The following is a 3,719-nucleotide window of genomic DNA, read 5'->3' on the forward strand; positions in this document are numbered from 1 at the left end:
GAAGCAATAGGCAGTCGAGTAACCATAACTACCGGCTTTGCCGGTCGAAAAAATTTAATAAAATGCAAATTCGAATATTTAACATACCACTCACCGATACGGGAGAGAACTTGGCAGAAATGAACCGCTTTCTGGCAGGATGCAAGGTGTTGGAAGTGGAACAGCGCTTTTTTCAAAATGAAAAGGGCGGTGGCTGGAGTTTTTGCATCAGATATATTGACTCCGGAACAAATAATACAATTGGACAAGGAAGCGGGGGAAGTAAAGGCAAAGTAGATTACAAAAATGTGTTGTCCGAAAGTGAGTTTGCCGTTTTCTCGCGTTTGCGTGAAATACGCAAAGCGTTGGCTCACGAAGACGGTATCCCTGCATACGCTGTGTTTATTGATGAGGAACTGGCAGGAATGGCGCGGTTACCTAAACTGACGGAAAGTGCAGTAGCCGCTATCCCCGGTATAGGAGAAAAGAAAATGGCCAAATATGGAAAAACAATGATTGAACAATATAATAAGGAAGTATGAAACGCCAAGGGTATCTCATTGAGCAAATTGCCGACCCCAATAACTTGCGGCTGGCATTTTGGAAAGCAAGGAAAGGCAAGGACGGTAAAACCTGTGCTGAAGAATTTCGTGCTTCATTGGATACTAATCTTATAGAACTACGCAATGAGTTGTTGTGCGGAGAAGTACAAATGGGCGATTACCACTATTTCAAGGTCTACGACCCAAAAGAGCGCACAATCTGTGCCGCCCCCTTTCGGGAGCGAGTGTTGCATCACGCCATTATGAACGTATGTCACCCTGTTTTCGAAAGCTTCCAAACCGACGATAGCTATGCCACACGTCGAGGCAAAGGACAATATGCAGCGTTGGACAAAGCTCGTGCGCATACTTGTCGTTATAAATGGTTCTGTAAATTGGATGTGCGCAAGTTTTTCGATAATGTTGACCATGAAACGCTTTATGACAAAATATGCCGGAAATTCAAAGATCCTAAGCTTCTGACGGTTTTTCGTACCATTATCGACAGCTATTCCGTCACTCAGGGCAAGGGTATACCGATAGGAAATTTGACAAGCCAGTATTTTGCCAATTTCTATTTGGGTTATGCCGACCATTATGTTCGTGAAAGGTTACATGTTCCGGCTTATGTTCGCTATATGGACGATATGGTGTTGTGGCACAACGACAAATCAGAACTTTTGAGAATATCTCGCGAATTGGAATGCTATATAGCGTCACAATTGAAAATGAGACTCAAACCTGCATGCGTCAATACCACGGAGAAAGGTATACCGTTTCTGGGATATGTACTCTTCCCCGATAAAGTGCGATTGAACAGGAACAGCAAGAAACGTTTTAAACGAAAAATGAAAAATTATGAAGCGAAGTTAGAGACAGGAGAATGGACGGAAAGGGAGTGTGCGCGACATATAGAGCCATTAGTGGCTTTCACCCGTTATGCGGAAACATTACAGTTGCGACGTTCTCTTCTAAAGACATCGGAAACAGACCATAAACGGGTTCGAACCGCGTGAATCGCGGCGGCAGCTGGAACAACAACGCCCAGAACTGCCGCTCGGCCAATCGCAACAACAACACCCCGGGCAATCGCAACAACAATCTTGGCTTCCGGGTGGTGCTTGTTCCTTAGCTCAAGACGTCCGGCGGATACCGGATATAGTGAACCGGTCTGTTTGCGAACCTCACTGTATGAGGTTAATCAGATAGTAGGGCATTCCTAACTGGTAGCACGGTCGAAAGTTAGGAATGCAATTATGGATAATGAAGGAACAATTATGAAAGTATTTGAAATATACCGGTAAAAACTCAATATGATGATATGGAACTAACAACAAATCACAGTCTCCAGAGCGGAAAGTACCGTATTGTGGAGAAGATAGGTCGCGGCGGCTTCGGCATCACCTACCGCGCATTGTGGCAGGCCACCGTCAGCGGGCCGATGGGCGAAATGCAGACTGCCATCCCCGTGGCGGTCAAAGAATTCTTCTTCGAGGACTATTGCACACGCGATGCGACTACCTCTGCCGTGATAATAACTTCGGCGACCGGGCGCGAGATGTTCGACCGCTTCAAGAACAAGCTTAAGAAAGAGGCGCAACTGCTCTCAAAACTGCGTCATCCCAATATCGTCCGCGTATTGGATGTATTCGAGGAGAACAACACGGCGTATATCGTAATGGCGTTCGTGGAGGGTGAATCGCTTCGGGACAAACTTCGACGCGAAGGAAAGTTGGACGAACGGACGGCTTTGCGCTATGCCCGCCAGTTATGCGATGCCTTGTCGGAAATTCACGGTAACAAGATACTGCACTTGGACATTAAGCCGGGCAATATTCTTATTGACAAGAATGACAATGTGCAGCTTATTGACTTCGGCATCAGCAAGCAGTACGATGACTCCCATCAGGAAACCAGCACAACGCCTGTGGGCATCAGCAAGGGGTTTGCGCCTCTGGAGCAGTACTCCGGCGTACGGGAGTTCCTGCCCGCTGCGGATGTCTATGCCGTGGGGGCTACGCTCTACAATATGCTCACAGGGAAGATACCGCCTGAGGCGATACTGTTACTTAATGAACCACTGAAACCCGTATCGGATTATGTATCGGGTATTGATGCAAGGATAGAGCATGCGATAGCGAAAGCTATGTCGTCCAGATATACCGACCGTCAGCAAAGTGTTGAGGAGTTGAAACGGGATTTGTTCTCGAGCGATGCGGTGACAGACTTGTCGGGAGAGGGCTTATCTGGTAATGCGAATGATGAAACGGTAGTGGACGACATGAGGGGAGGACGCACAGTTAATGATGATATTGACAGGACTGCTCCGTCTGCAGCTTCCGGAGGTAGAAGAATACCTGTAGTTCCTGTAAGTGAAAAAAAGGCTACGGTTTCTGCAAGAGAAGAAATACCTACTCCGGTTTCTACGAATGGTAAAAAGAATATCGGGACATCTCCCGTTAGTGAGAAGCATAATCGTAATAAGTATATAACCTTCGGAGTATTTGGTGTTTTGCTGGCTGTTATCCTGTTTATTGTTTTTAAACCGAACGAAACGGCTGTACCTGTGATTGGCACGTTGGGTATAGTTGTCGACTCAACGGCTGTGGGGGATGTAACTGTCCCTACCGCACCGCAGACAAAACAATCTGAAAAGAATACTATTGAAGACCAACGGCGCCGCGAGGCGGAAGATGCCGAGAGAAAACGTCTGGCAGAAGCAGAGGCGGAAAAGAAACGCCAAGCGGCAATAGCCAATGCCGAGCCTGAGATGGTTTACGTTCAGGGCGGCGCGTTCCAGATGGGTAGTGAAAGCGGTTTTGACAATGAGAAACCTGTTCACCAAGTCACAGTGAGTAGTTTTTACATTGGCAAGTATGAGGTTACTCAGGCTCAGTGGAGGAGTGTTATGGGTACTAATCCATCTCATTTCAAGGGAGATAATCTGCCTGTGGAATCTGTTAGTTGGACTGAAGCCCGAGAGTTCGCCTCCCGCCTGAGTACTGCTACGGGCAAACGTTATCGCCTTCCTACTGAAGCAGAATGGGAATATGCTGCCCGCGGTGGTAATAAGAGCCAGGGTTATACCTACTCTGGAAGTAACACTCTTGGTAATGTAGCATGGTGTACAGATAACAGCGGTAGCACCACCCATTCCGTTGGTACGAAATCCCCCAATGAATTGGGCATTTACGACAT

At 47.1% G+C, this 3,719-nt stretch carries 4 protein-coding genes; all 4 read left to right on the top strand.

Translation table 11 applies throughout. The annotated features are described in order from the left end of the window. The first annotated feature begins 62 nt into the window (after window positions 1–62). Complete coding sequence (locus B2Z67_RS08700; protein WP_291529433.1) at window positions 63–521, top strand: HRDC domain-containing protein; 459 nt, start codon at window positions 63–65, stop codon at window positions 519–521. Continuing rightward, a complete protein-coding gene (locus B2Z67_RS08705; protein WP_291529434.1) occupies window positions 518–1,537 on the top strand; it encodes an RNA-directed DNA polymerase in 1,020 nt (339 codons plus the stop codon). Before B2Z67_RS08700 ends, B2Z67_RS08705 begins: the two co-directional genes overlap by 4 nt. Next, the gene (locus B2Z67_RS15935) at window positions 1,534–1,653 is read left to right on the top strand and encodes an SUMF1/EgtB/PvdO family nonheme iron enzyme (RefSeq protein ID WP_414630794.1); all 120 of its coding nucleotides are present in this window, start codon (window positions 1,534–1,536) and stop codon (window positions 1,651–1,653) included. The genes B2Z67_RS08705 and B2Z67_RS15935 overlap by 4 nt, the downstream gene beginning before the upstream one ends. Before the next feature lie 189 nt (window positions 1,654–1,842). Further along, on the top strand, window positions 1,843–3,719 hold a 1,877-nt coding region (locus tag B2Z67_RS08710), incomplete at its 3' end, for a bifunctional serine/threonine-protein kinase/formylglycine-generating enzyme family protein (RefSeq protein ID WP_291529435.1).

The organism is Bacteroides sp. UBA939 (assembly GCF_002293435.1).
Taxonomy (GTDB): Bacteria; Bacteroidota; Bacteroidia; order Bacteroidales; family Bacteroidaceae; genus Bacteroides.